Source organism: Accumulibacter sp. (genome assembly GCF_036625275.1).
GTDB lineage: Bacteria > Pseudomonadota > Gammaproteobacteria > Burkholderiales > Rhodocyclaceae > Accumulibacter.
This window is the reverse complement of record NZ_JAZKUD010000001.1, coordinates 18311-36295: the sequence shown is the minus strand read 5'-3', so window position 1 is coordinate 36295 and position 17985 is coordinate 18311. Positions and strand designations below refer to the sequence as shown.

Genomic DNA, 17985 nt, shown 5'->3' with positions numbered 1-17985 from the left:
CGATGTTCAAAGCGTTCATTCTTTCTCTTGTGCTCATCTCATCCTCCGTGCCGGCGGGTGCCGATGAGTCGTCCTTGCCGCTTGGCGAACTGGCCAAGCCAGGTCGGGTGCTGATGCTCAGGCATGCGCACGCGCCGGGGATCGGCGACCCGCCGAATTTCGTCATCGGTGATTGTTCCACACAGCGCAATCTCGATGCCAGTGGCCGGGCTCAGGCGCGACGGCTGGGAGAGCGTCTGCGTGCGGCCGGCGTGGCGAAAGCGAGCGTCTTCGCAAGCCAGTGGTGCCGCGCGCTCGAAACGGCCCGCCTGCTGGACCTTGGCCGGGTAGAGCCCTTGCCTGCACTGAATTCGTTTTTTGAAAGGCAGGACGACAGGCCAGTGATTCTCGACGGCTTGCGGGCTTTCCTCGCCAGGTTGCCCGTCGATGGCCCGCCGGTGATCCTGGTCACCCATCAAGTCGTGGTGAACGCCTTTAGCCGGGCAACGCCTCCCGCCGGTGGCGGCAGCATCTTCCAGCTCAACGGGACCGGCGCGCCGCAGTGGCTTGGCACCATCCCGATGGAGGTGCCGGGGACTTCAGACGGCCTGCCCAAAGCTGAACTGGTCGCCTTCGCCGCCGGGCCCGAGTTGGTCGGTGATGTCGAGATTGACGCCCCCTGATGAAGGTTCATATACGCTCGTCGGTGCCGTTGGATTTCTTATCCTTGCAAAACCCGTTCGACGACGCTCCGGAAAATGCGCAGCGCCGGCGTCTCGATCGCCGGATCGTGCTGCAGGGGAAAAGCGCAGCCACCTGCGAACCGGCAGTCGCGGAAGAAGGTGGTCGGCCAGATGCGCGGCGGGGTTGACCATTCGCCGGGTGTGGCAAGCGGGACAGGCACCACGGACACCCATCCGCTGGCCTGCCGCGACGGCAAACGATTGTCGCGGCACCGCCAACCGGGGCATACTGGCACGCCTGACGCCGCTGCGCCACCACCACCGACAGCACCCGATGATCCGTCTCGACGACACCACCCGGCACGAACTGATCACCCTGCTCGCGCCGATCTTCGCCCGCGAAGACCGGCGCCGCGAGCTGCTGGCGCTGGCACTGGGCGCCGACAGCCCGGCGTTGCGGCAGATCACCGGCAGCGAGTGGCAGAGTCCGGTCGAAGCCTTCGTCCTGCGGCTGGTCGACGCGCTGGCGCGCGCTGACGAGACGGGTCCGCCGGCCTTGGCGAAACTGCTCGACTTCGCGCGCGAGCGGGTGGCAGACGGCTGCCGAGCGCGCGTCGCCGCGCTCGCGGCGATGATCCCCGCCACCACCTCGACCGCCGCCAGCGCCACCAGCGCCACCGCAACGCCACTGCACCTGCGCGTCTTTCTCGCCTCGCCGGGCGACGTCAGCGAGGAGCGTGGACTGGCGCGGCAGGTCCTCGAACAGATCCCCTACGACCCGCTGCTGCGCGGCCAGCTGACGATCGAGACCGTCGCCTGGGACCAGCCCGGCGGCGGCACGCCGATGCTGGCGACGATGACGCCACAGGCGGCGATCGCCGCCGGGCTGCCGCGGCCTGCGCAATGCGACATCGTCGTCGTCATCGTCTGGTCGCGGATGGGAACGCCACTGCCGGCCGACCCGTACCGCAAGCCCGACGGCAGCACCTACGTCTCGGGAACCGAATGGGAGTATCTCGACGCGCTGGCGGCCGCCGAGCGCTGCGGGCGGCCGCAGATCCTCGTCTATCGCCGCACCGGGAAATGCCTGCTCGACCCCGACGACGCCGATTTCGACGACCGGCTGGGCCAGCGCCGCCGCGTCGAGGCGTTCTTCGCCACGTTCCGCAACCCCGACGGGTCGATCCGCGGCGGGGTGAACGAGTATGCCGCCCCCGCAGCCTTCGGCCGCGACCTCGGCCTGCACCTGCGATCGCTGATCGCTGGATTGCTGCGCCGCCGACCGCAGCCGGCAGCCAGCCCAGCGCCGGCCGCGCCCGCCGGACCGGCTGCCGCGCCGCTGCCGCTCTGGACGGGATCACCCTTCCCCGGCCTGCGCGCCTTCACGCCGGCCGACGCGCCGATCTTCTTCGGCCGCGGCCGCGAAACCGACCAGCTCGTTCGCCGGCTCGCCGACGGTGGCCGCTTCATCGCCATCGTCGGCGCGTCGGGATCGGGCAAGTCGTCGCTGGTCGCCGCCGGACTGCTGCCGCGGCTCGCCGACAACGCCATCGAGGGCAGTCAAGGCTGGCTGCTGCCGCAGGTACAGCCGGCCGGCGCGGCCGACCGCAGGCAGTGGTCCGGGCTGCGCTTCACCCCTGGCGAACTCGGCGACAACCCCTTCCTGGCACTCGCCGCCCGCCTGGCGCCGCTGCTGCCGGAGCCGATCACACCGCGCGAGCTGGCGGCGAAGCTCGCCGGCGATCCCGCCAGCGTCGCCGCCGACGCGACCGCGATCCTCGCCACGCAGCCGGACTGGGCCGAGATGCTGGTCTTCATCGACCAGTTCGAGGAACTGCTCACCGTCGTCGCCGAAAGCCAGCGCGCGCCTTTCGTCGAGCTGCTCGCGGCGGCGGCGGCAACGCCGCGGTTGCGTCTGCTGGTGACCATGCGCGCCGACTTCTATCCGCGCTGGCTGGCCTGGCCGCGGCTGCCCGAGGCGCTGTGCGCCGAGCAGTTGCCGGTCGTCGCCCCCGGCCTCGCCGCGCTGTTCCAGATGATCACCGCGCCGGCGGCGCGCGCCGGACTCGACCTCGACGAAGGCCTCGCGGCGCGCATCCTCGAAGAGACCGGCAGCGATGCCGGCGCGCTCGCGCTGCTCGCCTTCGCGCTGCACGAGCTGTATGAAGCGAGAAACGAAGCCGGCCGCCTGACGCACGCCGCCTACGACGGCTTCGGCGGCGTCCGCGGGGCGATCAGCCGCCGCGCCGAAAAGACCTTCCAGGCGCTGCCGGCTGCCGCACAGGCGCTGCTGCAGCCGGTTTTCGGCGAACTCGTCGAAGTCGACGAACGCGGCGTCGCCACCCGCCGGCGGCTGCCGCGTTCGCGCCTGGCGTCGGGCAAGGACGCCGAACGCCTGCTCGACGCATTCATCGATGCGCGGCTGCTGGTCAGCAGCCAGGGCGCCGCCGGCGCCGTCATCGAAGTCGCGCACGAGGCGCTGTTCCGCGAGTGGCCCCGACTGCGCGACTGGATCGGCGAACGCGCCGACGACCTGCGCACGCTGCGCCAGGCCGAGGCGGCGGCCGCCGAATGGCAGCGCAGCGGCGGTGCGACCAGCCACCTGTGGCCGCACGAGCGCCTGCAGCCGGTGCTCGAAGCGCTGGCGCGGCTGGGCAAGGACCGAGCGGACCTCGCGGAGCCGGCGTGCTCGTTCCTGCGTCCGGAAGCCGAACGGCTCCTGGCCGAGATCGCTCAGCCGGCGACGAGCCACTACCGCCGCGCCGAGATCGGCGACCGGCTGGCGAGCATCGGCGATGCGCGGCCCGGCGTCGGCATGCTGGCCGACGGCGCGCCGGACATCGACTGGTGCGAGATCCCGGCTGGGACGGTGGAACTCGAAGACGGTCGTGGCGAATTCCGAGTCGAGCGCTTCTTCATCGCCCGCTACCCGCTGACCTGGCAGCAGTACCAGGCTTTCGTCGCCGACCCGCAGGGCTACGCCGACCACCAGCACTGGTGGCAGGGGCTGCAACGCGAAGCCTCACCGGGCGAGCAGTTTCGGCCGATCGGCAACTGCCCGGCTGAAAACGTCTCGTGGTACGACGCCATCGCCTACTGCCGCTGGGCGAGCGCGCGGCTGGGGCACGAGGTGAGGCTGCCGACCGAAGCCGAGTGGCAGCAGGCGGCATTGGGCGGTCAACGCGGCAACGAATACCCCTGGGGCTACTGGCGGGAAGGCTGTGCGAACACTTCGGAGAGCCGGCTGGGCCGAACGACGGCGGTCGGCATGTATCCGGCCGGGGCTTCCGCCCAGGGCGTCCTCGACCTCGCCGGCAACGTCTGGGAGTGGTGCCTCAGCGAGCACGCAGATCCTCGCCAGACGGCGCTCAGGGCCGACGCCCGGCGCGTGGTGCGCGGCGGCTCCTGGGGCTACGGCCGCGTCGTCGCGCGCTGCGCCTGCCGCCTCGGCTATGTCCCGGGCAACCGCAACGGCGATCTGGGTTTGCGGTTGGTGTGTGTCTCCCCCATCCTGAAGCGCTGACCACTGGTTCTCTGATCTCTGTCAACTCTGCGGCACTGGCACTCTGAAACGCCGCGCAGCGGCGTTTTGCGGGGCGCGAAGCGCCCCGCGCGCAAAAAAATGGGGGGGTGGCTGCCGGACGGTCGGCCGAATCCGGGTGAACTGGCCGCCCGACGCCTTTGCGTTGCTGCCGCCATCGATGGCGAGCAACCTGTCCGTGCACCGGCCGGCAATGGCTGCGGCGGCCAGCCGCACTGCCTCCTCGGCAGCCAGGCCGGACGCAGCACGTAGGTTGCGCTGAGGAACGAAGCCCAACAGCTGCAACGCGCCCGCGACGGCGGGCTGCGGCTCCTCGCCGTCGAGCTTCGCCCTTTGGGGGCGCCGCTGCCCTCGGGCGTTGGGCTTCGCAGGCTCAGCCCAAGCTACGGCTTGCGGGCGACGCGCAGCGGCCGCCCGGGTTCGCAGGCTGCGCCTGTCATGCCGCCATCACCGATCGCCGCCCACTCCGGCACAGCCTTGGGCGACCGCGGCCGCATCGTGAACCGAAGCCCGCGAAACACCTCCTTCCGCAACCCCCACGAATCGGCGTAGCGGATGTGGTTCACCCAGCCCTTGACGCTGGCGTCGAACTCGCCGAAGCTGATCCGCCCGGCGCGGTAGTCGTCGAGACGCTCGCCGAGGTGGCTGACGGTGGCGCGGACCTTGCGCGCCTTCAGCAGCCGGTGCGTCGGGTAGACGACAAAGCCCAGCCAGGGGATGCCGCAGCGCGTCGGCAGCACCTGCGCCTCGGTCTCATGAATCGTCAGCCGCAACTGCGCCAGACGGTCGACGAGCGCACGCTTCCAGGCCCACAGTTCGCGCTTGCTGTCGCTGAACAGCGCAAAGTCGTCCACGTAGCGCAGGTAAGCCGGGCAGCGCAGTTCTCGCGTCACGAACTGGTCGAAGGGGTGCAGGTAGCAGTTCGACCAGAACTGCGAACTCAGATTGCCGATCGGCAATCCGCGCGGGCGGCAGGCGGCGAGCAGATCGTCACCCGGAAAATGGACCATCTCGTACTCGTCGTCGAGCACGCCGATACCGCTCGCCAGGATGCGATCGACCAGCGCCAGCACGTCGTCCTCGGGAATCGTCCGCGCCAGCGTCGCGCGCAGGATCGCGTGGTCGATCGACGGAAAGTGCCTGACGATGTCGGCGCGCAGCACGTAGGCGTAACGCTGCGCGAACTGCTGCAGACGGTCCACCGCCCGGTGCGTTCCCTTGCCGGCGCGATTGGCGTAACTGTCGGCGATGAACAGGCGCTCGAAACGGGGCTCGATGACGCGGCACAGCGCGTGCTGGACGACCCGGTCGCGAAACGGTGCGGCGCTGATCTTGCGCCGCTTCGGTTCCTCGATGTAAAAATGGACGTAGGGCCCCGGGCGGTAGCTGCCACCTTGCAGATCGCGCCGGATCGCCAGCAGGTGGTCGGCGAGCTGGTACTCGAAAGCCGCCGCCGCGTGCCCGCCGCGTTTGCCCCGCGCCGCCTTGCCATGCGACGCCAGCAGGTTCTCCCAGCCGGCAATCCGCTGGTACGCTGCGCTGGCGCCCGCACCCGGCATCCCTGAAGTGCTGGCCTGCTCACCGGAGAAGCCGATGCCTGAAGAAATGATCGTGTTCACCCGCTGTTATGACCTGCTCGCCTGGCTGCTGCCGAGAGCCGAGAAATTCCCGCGCGCCTTCCGTTTCACCGTCACGCAGCGCCTGATCGATGCCGCGCTGAACCTGCAGGAAGCGCTGTTCGAGGCGCAGAGCCAGCGCGGCGCGCCACGGCTGGACGCGCTTCGCCGCGCCGACGCCGCGCTCAACCACCTGCGGCTGTACCTGCGCCTGGCGTGGGACTGGCGCTGGCTCAACGCCGGCCAGTACGAACACGTCAGCGCGATCGTCGCCGAGATCGGCCGCCTGCTCGGCGGCTGGCTGAAGCAGAGCGCACGCTGACGCAGGGCGAGGCGCCTCGGGGCTTACGCCCGGGAGGCGCCTCTCTTCTCTATCTGCCCGACGGCGCGCGCCCCGGGGGGCAATCCGTGCGGACGGGACCAGCCTGCGCCATCCACAGTGCCTTCGCCTCGGCCCGCCAACCGTGGTTGTCGGGCATTTCCGGCCCGGCCCTCGCGGGCCGGGTTTTCAGAAGGCCTGCACGATGTGGGAGACACACACCAACCGCAAACCCAGATTGTTGTTGCGGTTGCCCGGGTCATTGTCGTTGCGGTAGGCGCAGCGCGCGTTGTCGCGGTTGTTGTTCCAGGAGCCGCCGCGCACCACGCGCCGGGTCGTATCAGGCCGCCCCGCCGGCTTGCACCGGCGCCTGCAGTATCGCGCCTCGGCGCTTCGCTGACAAGTGGCTGCAGGCGAGCAAACCGAGGGGCTTCCCGTGCGCGCGGGGCGCTGCGCGCCCCGCAAAACGCCGCGCAGCGGCGTTTCAGAGTGTCAGAGCAACAGAGTGGACAGAGATCAGAGATCCAGTGGTCAGCGCTTCAGGATGGGGGAGACACACACCAACCGCAAACGCAGATTGAGGTAGCGGTCGCCCGGGCCATCGTCGTTGCGGAAGGCGCAGCGCGCGAGGTCGCGGAAGAGGCTCCAGGAGCCGCCGCGCACCACGCGCCGGGCGTCTGAGTCGGCGCCCTCACGTCGGGCATCGGCGGCATAGGGATACGGCTCATAAGCGCTGCTCGTCCACTCCCAGACGTTGCCGCTCACGTCGGCCAGTTCTTCGGGCGTGTCGCCATCGGGAAAGACGCCGATCGGCGTCGTGCCGAGAACGTGGCTCTCGAAACAGTTGCAGCGGCTCGCGTCGAACTCGTCTCCCCAGGCGTAGCGCCGGCCCTCCGGCCCGCGCGCCGCCGCTTCCCATTCGGCTTCGCTCGGCAGCCGCCAGAGCTGCCCCGTCTGCGCCGACAGCCACGCGCAGTAGGCGCGCGCCTCGTGCCAGCAGACACCGACCACCGGCTGCGACGCGTCGTGGTACGCCGGGTCGTTCCAGAACCCAGGCTGCGTCTGCCGGCCACCGGGGTACCGTTCTTCCAGCATCGCCTCGAATTCGGCGTCGGGCATCCGCACGAGGTCTTCCCACCACTTGGCCTCCTGCGAATGCATGCGGCCTTCCCGCAGCAGCTCGCCGATTCGCTGCGGATCGTCGCGGCACCACTCCCGGTTCGCTCGCGCCTGCTGCTTCGGCCCGTCGGCGGTTCCCTCGCCGCGCCGCCAGCGTTGCGCCGCGTCGCCCTGCCACCAGCGCTCGTCGTCGTAGCCGCCGGCGGCGATGAACAGCCGCCACTCGGCGTTGCTGACCGGGAAGCAGGCGATCGCGAAGGCCGCCAGATCGACCGTGTGCGCCGGTGATTCGTCCTCGTAGAGACCTTCGTCGCTGCCGACCGAGTAGCGCCCGGCGTCGATCGTCCGCAGCGGCGGCAGCAGGAAGTCGTCACCGTCGGGGCCGCGGCCTTGCGCGAAACGCGGATCGCCGAGTTCGCCGAGCGCGCGGGCGGCGGCGATGCGCGCGCGCAGGTCGGCAGCCGGGTCGCGGCTGCGCTCGACCAGCGCCTGCTGCAGACGACGGCGCAGCGCGACGGAAACCGGCACGTCGGGCGGCGCGGCGCAGCGGCCGGCAAGCGGCAGGTTGCGGTCGACCAGCGCGCTGACGAAAGCGTCCGCGTCGCGCGCGATCGCCGCAGCCAGCACGAAAGTCTCTTCCCAGCCGGTCGCCGGCGCTTCGGGCAGCGGATCGGCGTCGGCGAGGCCGGCCAGCACCTCCGCCAGGCTCGGCCGCATCGCGTCGGCGCGCCAGGCGCTGGCGGCGAGTTCGGGCTGCGGATCGGCGGCGAGCGCACGCGCGGCGAAATACTCCTGCAGCAACTGATGGACGTAGAAGACGTCGTCCCACTGTTCGTCGAGCACCTGCAGCGCGACGCCGGCGTGCAGCAGATCGTCGCCGTGCTGCGTGCCGCGTTCGCCGCCGAGCAGTTCGCGCGCGTCGTCCCACGGCACGCGCAGGCGCGACGCTTCGCCGGGCGCGCGGCGCGACTGCAGGTCGTAGGCGAAGCGGCCGAGCGCTGGCAGCAGCGGGCCGCGCTGCGGCAGGTCGGTGGCGTTGCGCCAGGCGCGGGCGCTCTGCGCCAGCCGTTCGTGGTCGCGCTGGTCGAGCAGCGCGCCGGGGCGGAACAAGGGATTGCCGGCGGTGATCTCGCGCTGCAGCGCCTGGCGGACGAAGGCGGTGAACAGCGCCGCCCGGCCGTTGAGCAGCGGACCACCGGCGCCGGCCTGGGCGAGCAGCAGGCGGAGGTAGTACGGCGAGCGGAACAGCTCGAGCTGCGGCGTTCCGCGCAGTTGCTGCCAGAGCAGCGGGCCACGTTCGGCGTCGTAAGCGGCGAGGAAGGCTGCGACCTGCGCATCGCCGAGCTGCTCGATGCGCACGTGCGGCACCGGCGCTTCGGGCGTCGACAGGCTGGCGCTGTAGTCGAGGCTGCGGCACGAGAACAGCACGCGCGTTCCCGCCGGCAGCTCGCCGACGAAGTCGCGCCAGAGCGCGATGCGCTCGCGGTAGTCGGCCTGGTCACTGTGCGGCAGCTCGTTGACGGCGTCGAGCAGCAGGACGAGCCGCCCGCTCGCCAGCAGTTCGCCGAATGCCGGCAGTTGCGAACAGCGTCGCGCCCATTCCTGCGCCAGCCAGTCGCCCGGCAGGGGCAGGGCTTCGCCGGGGCGGGCCGGTCGATAGCGGTTGAGCGGTACGAGGAAGCTCAGCGGCGACGCCTCGCCAGCCGCTGCCCGCAGGGCGTCCGCGGCGAGGTCGAGTTCGAGCCGGCGCAGCAGTGTGCTCTTGCCGCAACCCGGCGGACCGAGCAGCACCAGCGCCCGCTCGCCGGCCTGCGCCAGCACTTCGCGCAGGTCGTCGAAAGTCTGTGGCTGCGGCTGCCAGCGCGTTCCCTGCGCCTCCGGGCCCTGGTCGAGCAGCAGCGTCAGCCGCGTGAAGCGCCTGTCGAGCGCATGGCGCGGCTGCGACCATTCGGCGATTCGCGCCAGGCGGTAGTCGGCGAGCGTTCGCGGCGCGTGGCCGACGATCTCCTGCAGCGCGCCCGCTGGCAATTCGGGCAGCGGCTGGCCGGCGAGCAGCGCCTGCCGCAGCGCCAGCAGTCCGGCCGGCAGTGCGCCCTCCCGGCGCTGCTGCGGAAACGCCGGTGCCGCGCCCCGACCCGGAAAACCCGGCGAACGCGACGGCTTGCGCCGACCGCCGCCGATGCCGGCGAGCAGCGTGTCTCGTGCCGCCGGCTCGTCGAGTCCGAGCAGATCGACATGGACGATGGCGCGCAGCATCCCGGCGGGGTCGCAGTCGCGAACCCGCACCGGCAGCAGGACGCCATCGCTGCCGGTCGAATCGCGGGCGAAGGCCTCGGCCCACTCTGCGGCGGTGAAGCGCGCCGCCAGATAGTCGGGCGAGAGGACGGCGATCGTCCGCCGGCTGCTGCGCGCCGCATGGTCCATTTCCAGGACGAAGTTGCCGCCGGCGAGGAAGTCCCAGGCCTGAACGATCGTGCTGTAACCGGCGTCTTCGAGCTGCCAGGCGATCCATTCGGCCCAGTCGCGGTCGTTGCCGTTGTAGCTGACGAAGAAGTCGCGCGGCGCCGTTGCTGCGTCGGCCGGAAAGGCTGGCGCGGGCTTCGCGCACCGGGTAGCGCCGCCCGCTGCAGCCGCTGCCGCGCTGGTCGACGGCGGCGACGGGCTGCCGGCGGCGTTGGCCGCGCCGACGGTCGGGATCGCGATGCAGCGGCGGTCGAGTTCGTCGATCAGCGTCTGGAAGCTCGCCTGCAGTTCGTCGCCGGCGTCCGCGCGAACGACTTCGAGCAGTAGCGACAGCGCGTGCCGCGCGCCGACGCAACCGCGGTCGAGCAGCTGACTGACGCAACGCACCGTGAAGTCGCTGCTGCTGCCGCGCTGCGAAATGCCGTCGAGGATCGCCCGCTTGCTGCCGTGGAAGGCGAGCGCCAGCAGGGCGGCGCGGTGCTCCTCGCCGAGATGGGGTTGCAGCAGTCGCGCTGCACGCGGCAGGAAGTCGTCCATGGCTTGCGGTCGGTAGCGGCAATGGGGGGGCTGGCTGGCGTCCGGATGGTCGGTGCGCCGCAGCGATGATGCTAACCGAAAACGCCGCCCGGCGGGGTCTGCGCTGCCGGCCGCGGCTCCTCCGGCGAGCGCTGGCATGCCCGCGCCTTGGGCATCGCCGGCGCAGGCCAAGCAGCGCGGCGGCAGGAAGACGAGGCCGCGCTGCCCGGCAGGTGCGGCGCATTCGGCTTCGCGTCATCCCTGCCGCGGTCGGCGGCAGGCTTGCATGGGCAAGGCGCGGAGCGGGGCGAAGCCTGGGGGCACAGGGGCCTGCTGCGCGCCCCGCAAAACGCCGCTGCGCGGCGTTTCAGAGTACCAGTGCAGCAGAGATGACAGAGATCAGAGATCCAGGGGTCAGCGCTTCAGGATGGGGGAGACACACACCAACCGCAAACCCAGACCGCCGCTGCGGCCGCCCGGGCCATCGACGACGCGGCAGGCGCAGCGCGCGACGCCGCGGTCGTAGCGCCAGGAGCCGCCGCGCACCACGCGCCGGGCGTCGCCACCGGTCGTGACGTCTCCTGGCTTGTCGAACCGGTTGAGGCACCACTCCCAAGCGTTGCCGGCAAGGTCGCATACGCCCTGCTCCGAAGTCCCCGGCGGATAGACTCCGACCGCGGTCATCCGGCCGAGCCCGCTCTCGAAGGTGTTGGCCCGTCCCTCCTGCCAGCCGCCCCAGGGGTACTCGCGGAGCGGATCACTGCCGCTCGCCGCGAGCTGCCACTCCCACTCGGCCGGCAGCCGGATCGCCTGGCCGAGCGCAGCGCCGAGCCACTGGCAGTAAGCCATCGCTTCGTACCACGTCAGGTCGACCGCCGGCTGGTTGTCGCGACCCCGCTGGCGAGCGGCTTCCCAGCCGCGCACGCGGCGCACCAGCGCGTCATAGCCATCCGCCGCCGCAAGAAACACCCGCCACTGCGCCACGGTCACCGGATGGCGCGCGATGTGGAACGGCTCGGCGGCGAAGCGCGGGCGACCGCGCCAGCGGCGCAGCAATCCGGACGGATCGACCGCGAGTTCGACCTCGCCGCCGGGTATCTCGTGCCAGACGATGTCCGGCAGGCCATCGCGCAGGCCGACGCCGGGGCGCGGATCGCCGCCGGGAAGCAGCGCCAGGCGGTCGCCGATCGTCGCGCGCAGCGCGTGCGTCGTTGCCGGATCGTCGAGCAGCGTCAGCATCTCGTCGACCCTCAGCGGCCCGAGAAAGCGCTGTTCGCTCGCGCTCAGCGCGAAGCGCGGCGCCAGACGCTGCAACATCGGAGCGGTCTCGAGCATGACGCGCTCGTCCGACCAGCGATGGCTGTCGCCGTGCGCCGTCCAGGCCGCCGTCGCACGCCCGATCTCGCGCCGCTGCAGCAGGTCGTCGCGGTCCTGCTGCAGCCAGTCGCGCAGCCGCGGCCAGTTGCGGATCAGCGCTTCGTGCGCGACCTCGACGGTCTCCTGGCCACTGCCGGCGTCGCGGCCGGTGACCAGCAGGCGCGCGTTCGCCAGCTCGCCGATCAGCGCCCGCGCACGCTCGTCGAAATCGCCGAGCGACGCGCGCCGGCGGGTGTCGTCACTGCCGTCGCCGAGCTGGACGAGCTGCAGGAAGATGTCGCGGGCGGTCGCTTCACTGCCGGGCGCGCGCGCCGCCAGTTCGTCGATGAGCTCGTCGGCGCGCCTGACGATCGCGCCGCGGACGCCGCCGATCGCCTCGAAACCAGCCTGGCAGAGCGTGCCATCCTGGCGGCGCGCATGCAGCTGGGTCAGGCAGAACTCGAGCAGCGGCAGGTTGCCGGGTTCGTCGCCGACCTCGTCGAGGAGGCGGGCGACGAGACCCGGCTCGAAGCGCAGCCCGGCCGTCTCGGCCGGGCCACGGATCGCTCGCTCGCGCTCGTCGCGGTTCATGCCGCCGAGGAAGACGGTCGCCTGCTGCAGGTGGTCGCGCAACGGCCGGTGGTCGATCGCGCGACCCGTGAAATCGGCGCGCAGCGTCAGCACGATGCGCAGCGGCGCGCGCTCGCTCGCTTCGATGAGACGGTCGGCGAAAGCGGCGGCCGTGGCGGCGTCGGCCTCGCGGTAAGTGTAGAGTTCCTCCCACTGGTCGACGAGCAGCAGCAGGTGGCGGCTACCCGGGTGGACGGCGAGCAGGCTGTCGACCAGGTGCGTCAGGCCGACGCGGGCGCCGCCGGCGACGCCGCGCGCCAGTTCGCCGGCGAGTTCGCCGATCGCCAACTGCCGCTGCACGCGCTGGTCGGCCGCCGGCTCGCCTTCGATCTGCTCGAGCAGGCAGCCGGCAAGGCTGCGCCAGGGCTCCGGGCCCGGTCGCACGATCGCCACCGCCCAGCCGCCGCGGCGGCGCAACAGCGGGATCAGCCCGGCCTGCACGACCGACGACTTGCCGCTACCCGACGCACCGACGACGGCGACCAGCGGGCAGCGGTCGACGGCGGCGACGAGTTCGCGCGTGCAGGCGTCGCGGCCGAAGAACAGCGGCTCGTCCTCCTCGCGAAAGGCGCGCAGGTCGCGGTACGGGCAGTCGGCGTCCGGCTCGCGGACGCAGCCCGCGTCGAGTTCGCCGATCAGATCGGCAAAGTCGGCGCGCTTCTCGTCGCCGGCGTGGCTCTGCGCCACCTCGAGCAGCCGCGACAGCGCATGCCGCGAACCGACGCAGCCGCGCTCGAGCAGCGTGCGCACGCAGGCGACGGTGAAAGCGTCGCTCGCCCCGGCCTGGTCGATGGCGTCGTAGAGCGGCCGCAGCTCGCCGTGAAAGGCCAGCGTCAGCAGCGTGTCGCGGCGTTCGCTTCCCATCTGCGGCAGCAGCAGCCGCGTTGCCCGTTCGAGCGTTGTCATCGTTCTCCTCCCTGCTCACCCGCCGAGCATTGTGAACCCTGGCGATCGCTCCGCCAACAGGCAGGCGGCGCGACGATCGGAGAGGGGCCGACGGCGCGCGGCCTGGGCCGGGGAACGAAGCCCGACCCGGCGAGGCACGGCCCTGCGCGCACGGGCGGTAGCCATGGCGATTCGGCGCGGGACAGAAAAACAGCATCGTTGCAAAACGGTTGTATTTGGGAACGTCGGCGTCGACGACCTGAGCCCGGTCACGGAGCAGAGGGCACCCGCCATGACCTTGCGGGCTTACCCGCCGCAGGCGAGGACTGCTTCAAGTGGCTCGACGAAGTCCAGGCCAGGGTCTGCCGGCGTCTGCTGCGCGCGCTCACCCGCCGCGGTGTGCTCGAGCCGGAAGACGCCGAGGCGATGGCGAACTCGGCGCACGGTGGCGGCTTCTCGCCCGACGCCAGCGTGCGCATCGAAGGCGCCGACCGCCCGGACCTGGAACGGTTGCTGCGCACCTGCGCTCGACCGGCCTTCGCGCTGGAGCACTGGCGTGAAATCGACGCCGAACACCGGGTCCATGAGCGCCTCAAGCCGGGTCCCGGCGGCAGACGCAACCGGGTCAATCGCTGCGCCAATCGTCACGCCAAGCCGGTCGTCCAAGGGGACAGAGGAAGCACCGGGGAAAGCGGCAGCGATCCTCCGTCGCGCCGCCCGCACCACCTGGGCGCTGCTGCTGGCGCGGATCGATGTGGTCTTTCCGCTCGTCTGTCCACGCTGCAGCGGCGAGAGGCGAATCATCGCCTTCCTCACCGACGCCGCTGCCGTCGAAGACGCGACATCATACACACCTCGCCATGTCATTGAAATTCAATACTAATCTGATTCGCGTCCGCAGTTGGCGGGCGGATTGATCCCGACTGCATGGCATCGCGCACCGCTTGCCTCTCCACGTCCCAGCCAGAATGGGAGCCTGAGCAGTTACAAAACGGCGACCAACGGAGGTTTGTCCCTTGATCGTCCGCCCGCTCGTAACCATCGCGAACGACTTCAGGTCTGGCCAGCGCTCGGGGGCGTGCAGGCAGTCAGGCTGGTCGCCAACCCGCCTGGGCGGCAAACGCGCTGACCAGATGCAACGGCGTACCCCCCACCTTTCCTGATCGACGACTCGTCTTGCCGTCGATCGCGACGACTTCCCCTGACGTCAAGATCGGCATGACCTGGCCCACCCAGCGCAGGAACGCCGCCCCCAACTCGTCGGGATCAATCGCCGCGAAGACGCGGCCGAACGTGTCATGGCACGGGATACCCGACTCCAGTTGCAAAGACTTCCGTAGCCCATCCAGTTTCTCTTTCCCTCGCCCCTTCGTCACTGCCCGAGGGTCAACGACCATTTCCGAAAGGATACGACTTCGGCACTGATGCGATGGCCGTGTACAATCATGACGATGCCTTAACGATTGCGGAAACCGCTGCTTGTCTCCCCTCTTGCCCATCTCGATCAGCCGTGCAGCTTCTGCCGACGCGATTCCGCGCGCGGCATGGACCCGCCTTTGCCCGCCCGGACACCCTTTCCTGAACGCCGATTTTCTGGCGATCATCGAGCAGCACGGGGCGGCGGCTCGCCCCTGGGGATGGACCCCTTGCCATCTCGTGGCGAGCGACGCCGGCAACACGATCGTCGGTCTGCTGCCGCTGTACGTCAAGACCCATTCGCATGGCGACTTCATCTACGACTGGTCGTGGGCGGCGGCTTACCGGCAACTCGGCCGCGAGTACTACCCCAAACTGATGAGCTGCGTGCCGCACACGCCGGTTGCCGGCCCGCGCTTGCTGGTCGCCGATGGGCCAGACGCCACTGCCATCCGGCAGGCTCTGGTCGATGGCGCGCAACAGCTGAGCAAGCACGCTGGAGCTTCTTCGTGGCATGTCGCACTGCCCGGCGATGACGAAATCAATCTGCTGCAGAATGAAGGTCTATTGATCAGCGATGATGTGCAGTTTCACTGGGTCGACCCCGGCTGCGGCGATTTCGACGGTTATCTGTCGACTTTCAGTGCCGCCAAGCGCCGCAAGGTCAGGGCAGAACGGCGACGCGTGGCAGAAAGTGGCCTGTCGATCGAGACCCGCCATGGCGATCAGATCGAGGCGGCCGAATGGCCGCTGCTGCACGCGCTCTACGCCAGCACCTTCGAGAGATTCAACAATCACGCCGCCTTTTCGGCGGCCTGCTTCGCCGATCTGGCCGCGGCGCTGGGGCGGCGGATGGTCGCCTTCATTGCCCGCGATGCCGGCGTGCCGGTCGCCATCGCGCTGTGTTTTCGCAGTGACGAAGCGCTCTACGGCCGTTACTGGGGAGGCTCCGGCCACTACCACAGCCTGCATTTCGAACTCTGTTTCTACCAGGGAATCGCTTATTGCCTGCGCGAGGGACTGCGGCGTTTCGAACCGGGGGCCGGTGGCGAACACAAGCTCGCACGAGGCTTCACGCCGACCATCGTGCATTCGGCGCACTGGATCAGCGATCCGCAGATGCGCCAGCTACTCAGCCGTCACCTGGCACGGCAAAGTGAAGCGGTTGCCGAGTACCGTGATGCAGCGGCCATGCACCTGCCGTTCCGGTGCGACACTGCGCCGGACTGACACGACCGGAGGCTCCGCCCTGCCCCATGCAGCAAGGACTCAGGCACCGGGAAAACTGCAGGCGATTTCCTTGCGTTCGCCGTTGAGACGGCAGCGGCTGATCGTTTTCCCGTCGGCGTCGAGCAGCGTCCCTACCCAGCCACTATCGTCAAGTTCGAGCAGCAGGAAACTGTAGCGGTTGAGAAAGATGCCGCTGCTGGCAACGACGCCATCGTAGAGCCTGCCGTCGGGGTGTGCCCTTTCCATGCCGCCGGGGCCGACTTTCCCTTCGTAGACGGGTGACTCGGGATCGAGCGCTTCGAGCTGGGTGCCGCTGGCGCCGATCACCACCTGCGCCGGCCGGCCCGCCGGATAGTGGACCGGGTCGGCTGCATGAGCAAAATTGATCGTCTGGAAAGCGTGCTGATGGCCTGCGAAGACGAACTGCACGTTTGCCGGCAGCTTGCCGGCGAGGGCGGTCTGCAGCGCGTTGGGCGGTGCTGCCGCGTCAAGCCCGTCGTACCAGATCGGCCGGTGCAGCAGCAGCCAGACCGGAGACGCCTGCGGAAGTGCCGGCAGTGTCGTCAGCGCGCTCAGCGTACGTGCAAAAATCGCCACTTCCTGCGGCGTGGCCGGGCGATAGTCCTCGTGGCCGGCGTTGTCGGCGACGACCAGTGTCAGTTTGCCGCCGAGATCGATGCGGTAGGCGTCGGCGGTCAGATTGTTGGCCAGTACCGATTGGCTGCCGGTCTTGAAGCGCTGGTCGGGGCAGGCCTGGTAAGGGAGCGGCGAGAGGAAGCGCATCCAGCCTTCGCCGCCGCGGTCACAGTCCTCATGGTTGCCGCGCACCGTGACCCACGCTGCTGCCGCCAGCAGCGGGGTGGCCGGGGCGAAGAAATCGGCATGCCAGCCAGCCCAGTCGTAGCCGACGACAACGTCGTTCTCCCGGAGTGGCGAGCAGAGCGCAGGCTGCTTGCAGTATTCGCGGTAATGGTAGTCGCCGAGGTGAATCACCAGATCGGGTTGCGTGCGGGCCGCGGCCAGTGCAATTCGCGACCAGGGCCAATCCGTCGGGCTGCTGCAGTCCTGGATCGGGTCCCCCGGTGCATCGGCGGGGACCTTGACCCGGCAGCCGGTGTCACCGATCACGACGATGCGCCGGGGAGGATCGGCGCCGGGCATTGGCATGGCGTGTCCATCGATGCTTGCCTGGCGCGCCGACCGGGGTAAATCGAGTTCGCACGAGACCACCGCGAAGTCGGGCTCGAACGCGGGGTTGTCACGCGCCGGGGTATGCGGTGGCGTTGCCCGGCTACGCGGCAGCAAGGGTTGGGCACGGCCGTCGACGATCGCCGTCGGGCAGGTGTCGGCAGCCGCGACGATGGCTCGCAGGCTGATCGTGTCCTGCGCACCGAGTTGCGTCCAGCGGCTGATCGACGTGCCATGGCTGACCGGCTGGCCGGCACAGCCCGCCAGCAGTCCGACGGCCGCAAGCAGCAGTACGCCGGCACGGAGGGGAGTTTCTGATGACGTCTGAGGCAGGATGGGCATCACGGGCTCTCGTCGCAAATCGGCAGCGTTCGTTGATCAGAGGTGCAGATAACCTGCGGCCCCGGCAAGCAGGCCAAGCGCAGTGGCGCCATAAACGCCGAACAGCATCCAGCGCTTGCGCGTCAGCAGGGTGATCGCGGCCATCGCGATGGCGACCTGGAGCAGCGTAGTGGCCAGCGCCCAGCGCTCATGCACGTGCATTTCGAGTTCGCTTTTCTGGTCGGCCGCTTTGGCGACGGCTTCGAGCTTGTCGGCCTCGGCCTTGATCTCCTGCTTTTCCTTCTTGTAGCGCTCGACTTCCTGGACGTATTTCTCGCGCGCTTCACCGCTCGTCAGGGTAATCGACAGCTCGGCAAGGTTCTGTTTGTTGCTCTTGGCCTGATAGTAGTTCCACTGATTCGACGCCGCGGTTTTCTGGATCGCGGCCTCGTTCTTGTAAAGCAGGGCGGCATTCTGCGAGTGCCCGCCGAGGTAGCCGAAAATGGCGCCGATGGTGGACAGCACGGCGGTGAGAACGGCAACGCGCGAGGTGAAGTGATCGCCACCATGTTGAGCGACGTGCTCGACCTCGTGATCGTGCGGGCCGTGTACATGAAATCCTTGACCAGACATTAAGTTTCTCCTTGCTGCGGTGGGTGTTGCGGTGCGGCCGCGAATTGTACACCAGGCCGGCTTCGATCGTGCGCGGCGCCTGGAAGCCTG

Annotated in this window: 12 protein-coding genes and 1 pseudogene; 4 read left to right on the top strand and 9 right to left on the bottom strand. The window is 69.8% G+C overall.

All coding sequences use genetic code 11. From position 1 onward, the window contains the following. Positions 1-2 precede the first annotated feature (2 nt). Positions 3-662: a histidine phosphatase family protein gene (locus V5B39_RS00160; protein WP_332340427.1), complete on the top strand. Its 660-nt coding sequence runs from the start codon at positions 3-5 to the stop codon at positions 660-662. A gap of 38 nt (positions 663-700) precedes the next feature. On the opposite strand, the gene V5B39_RS00155 is transcribed toward V5B39_RS00160, so the two are convergent. Next, positions 701-883, bottom strand: a complete 183-nt coding sequence (locus V5B39_RS00155; RefSeq protein ID WP_332340425.1) for a hypothetical protein — start codon at positions 881-883, stop codon at positions 701-703. Between the two features lie 113 nt (positions 884-996). On the opposite strand from V5B39_RS00155, the gene V5B39_RS00150 reads away from it, so the two are divergent. Beyond that, positions 997-4185 carry an SUMF1/EgtB/PvdO family nonheme iron enzyme gene (locus tag V5B39_RS00150; RefSeq protein WP_332340423.1) on the top strand — a complete coding sequence of 1063 codons (3189 nt, stop codon included), beginning with the start codon at positions 997-999 and terminating at the stop codon, positions 4183-4185. Between the two features lie 401 nt (positions 4186-4586). Here V5B39_RS00150 and V5B39_RS00145 read toward each other — a convergent pair whose 3' ends face one another. Next, complete coding sequence (locus V5B39_RS00145) at positions 4587-5822, bottom strand: reverse transcriptase domain-containing protein (RefSeq protein WP_332340421.1); 1236 nt, start codon at positions 5820-5822, stop codon at positions 4587-4589. Between V5B39_RS00145 and avd the strand changes: the two genes are divergently transcribed. Then, positions 5797-6141 carry a diversity-generating retroelement protein Avd gene (gene avd / locus V5B39_RS00140; protein ID WP_332340419.1) on the top strand — a complete coding sequence of 115 codons (345 nt, stop codon included), beginning with the start codon at positions 5797-5799 and terminating at the stop codon, positions 6139-6141. The two genes, V5B39_RS00145 and avd, sit on opposite strands and share 26 nt — an antisense overlap. A gap of 186 nt (positions 6142-6327) precedes the next feature. On the opposite strand, the gene V5B39_RS00135 is transcribed toward avd, so the two are convergent. The 5 genes and pseudogenes from V5B39_RS00135 to V5B39_RS00115 form a co-directional block, all read right to left on the bottom strand. Beyond that, positions 6328-6603 (bottom strand): formylglycine-generating enzyme family protein, encoded by a 276-nt coding sequence (locus V5B39_RS00135; RefSeq protein WP_332340417.1) that lies wholly within the window; start codon positions 6601-6603, stop codon positions 6328-6330. 66 nt (positions 6604-6669) lie between these two features. Next, entirely contained in the window at positions 6670-10257 is a 3588-nt protein-coding gene (locus tag V5B39_RS00130) for an SUMF1/EgtB/PvdO family nonheme iron enzyme (RefSeq protein ID WP_332340415.1), read from the bottom strand. A 393-nt stretch (positions 10258-10650) separates the two neighbouring features. Continuing rightward, on the bottom strand, positions 10651-13128 hold the full coding sequence (locus V5B39_RS00125; RefSeq protein ID WP_332340413.1) for an SUMF1/EgtB/PvdO family nonheme iron enzyme: 2478 nt from the start codon (positions 13126-13128) through the stop codon (positions 10651-10653). Positions 13129-13413: 285 nt separating this feature from the next. Next, positions 13414-13974: a hypothetical protein gene (locus tag V5B39_RS00120; protein ID WP_332340411.1), complete on the bottom strand. Its 561-nt coding sequence runs from the start codon at positions 13972-13974 to the stop codon at positions 13414-13416. A gap of 236 nt (positions 13975-14210) precedes the next feature. Continuing rightward, positions 14211-14465: pseudogene (locus V5B39_RS00115) on the bottom strand (ISAs1 family transposase); the annotation flags it as partial. Positions 14466-14586: 121 nt separating this feature from the next. On the opposite strand from V5B39_RS00115, the gene V5B39_RS00110 reads away from it, so the two are divergent. Then, positions 14587-15753 carry a GNAT family N-acetyltransferase gene (locus V5B39_RS00110; RefSeq protein ID WP_332340409.1) on the top strand — a complete coding sequence of 389 codons (1167 nt, stop codon included), beginning with the start codon at positions 14587-14589 and terminating at the stop codon, positions 15751-15753. A 39-nt stretch (positions 15754-15792) separates the two neighbouring features. On the opposite strand, the gene V5B39_RS00105 is transcribed toward V5B39_RS00110, so the two are convergent. Both V5B39_RS00105 and V5B39_RS00100 read right to left on the bottom strand, forming a co-directional pair. Then, the gene (locus V5B39_RS00105) at positions 15793-17283 is read right to left on the bottom strand and encodes a metallophosphoesterase (RefSeq protein ID WP_332340407.1); all 1491 of its coding nucleotides are present in this window, start codon (positions 17281-17283) and stop codon (positions 15793-15795) included. A gap of 36 nt (positions 17284-17319) precedes the next feature. Next, positions 17320-17895 (bottom strand): DUF4337 domain-containing protein, encoded by a 576-nt coding sequence (locus V5B39_RS00100; protein WP_332340405.1) that lies wholly within the window; start codon positions 17893-17895, stop codon positions 17320-17322. Positions 17896-17985 lie beyond the last annotated feature (90 nt).

Excerpts from the sequence above, each read along its gene's own strand:
- V5B39_RS00100 (WP_332340405.1), bottom strand. The coding sequence starts at position 17,895 with ATGTCTGGTCAAGGATTTCATGTACACGGCCCGCACGATCACGAGGTC.
- V5B39_RS00160 (WP_332340427.1), top strand. The coding sequence starts at position 3 with ATGTTCAAAGCGTTCATTCTTTCTCTTGTGCTCATCTCATCCTCCGTG.
- V5B39_RS00120 (WP_332340411.1), bottom strand. The coding sequence starts at position 13,974 with ATGACATGGCGAGGTGTGTATGATGTCGCGTCTTCGACGGCAGCGGCG.
- V5B39_RS00130 (WP_332340415.1), bottom strand. The coding sequence starts at position 10,257 with ATGGACGACTTCCTGCCGCGTGCAGCGCGACTGCTGCAACCCCATCTC.
- avd (WP_332340419.1), top strand. The coding sequence starts at position 5,797 with ATGCCTGAAGAAATGATCGTGTTCACCCGCTGTTATGACCTGCTCGCC.
- V5B39_RS00125 (WP_332340413.1), bottom strand. The coding sequence starts at position 13,128 with ATGACAACGCTCGAACGGGCAACGCGGCTGCTGCTGCCGCAGATGGGA.
- V5B39_RS00150 (WP_332340423.1), top strand. The coding sequence starts at position 997 with ATGATCCGTCTCGACGACACCACCCGGCACGAACTGATCACCCTGCTC.
- V5B39_RS00105 (WP_332340407.1), bottom strand. The coding sequence starts at position 17,283 with ATGCCCATCCTGCCTCAGACGTCATCAGAAACTCCCCTCCGTGCCGGC.